This is a genomic window from Vibrio sp. 10N.222.52.B7, from assembly GCF_041474275.1.
Taxonomy (GTDB): domain Bacteria; phylum Pseudomonadota; class Gammaproteobacteria; order Enterobacterales; family Vibrionaceae; genus Vibrio; species Vibrio crassostreae_C.
The window spans coordinates 1-714 of sequence record NZ_JBFRTU010000397.1 but is presented as its reverse complement, the minus strand read 5'-3'; the positions used below and the strand labels follow the sequence as shown (position 1 = coordinate 714).

The following is a 714-nucleotide window of genomic DNA, read 5'->3' as shown; positions in this document are numbered from 1 at the left end:
CACTTGGATGGCGTTTGTTGGCCACAAGCGCAGTTGGAATGAGGACTCAATACGCTATCTTGGTGGATTAGGTTATGGCGATATCAACATGACCTTTTATAGACAAAGCTCTCCGAACGCCTTGTCTCCACTCGATCCAAACGAAGGTGTTGAGCTAGGACTCAAAGGCATGGGCGGGATACAGAAACTCCAATTTAGAGTACCCGACTCCCAATGGTTACTGGGGTTTTCTCAACAGTTCTTCGCACCAACGCTCTCACTCAATAATCATCCTAAAGCGCAAGAAATCTTAAACAACATTGGCAACACGTCACCGACCTCTTCCGGTTTGGGTCTAATCGCCGAGTACGACAGCAAGAACAGCTTCTTGAATCCGACGCAAGGCTACAACTATGTCGCGGAATACCTTTGGTTTGGTGATGCCATTGGCAGTGATTACACCTATCAAACGTTTAATTTGGAAGGGCTGAATTATTGGGAGTTAGACAAGGAGTGGAACTTAGCGTTGCGAGGACAGTACAAATCATTGTCGACCAACGAACGAGTGCTTTCTCCTCAATATTACCCAGACATTGAACTGAGAGGTATCGCCCGCAATCGCTATCAAGGTGAACACACGGTCGCGGCAGAAGTTCAAGTAAGCAAACAGTGGACACCACGTTGGTCAACCGCGGTGTTTACGGGAATTGGCTATGCGGGTGACAGCGATAAAGA

General features: G+C 47.6%; 1 protein-coding gene. It reads left to right on the top strand.

Annotated elements, in window-relative coordinates; all coding sequences use genetic code 11:
• A partial coding sequence (locus tag AB4512_RS23380; RefSeq protein WP_372175912.1) for a BamA/TamA family outer membrane protein occupies positions 1-714 on the top strand: 714 nt, incomplete at both ends.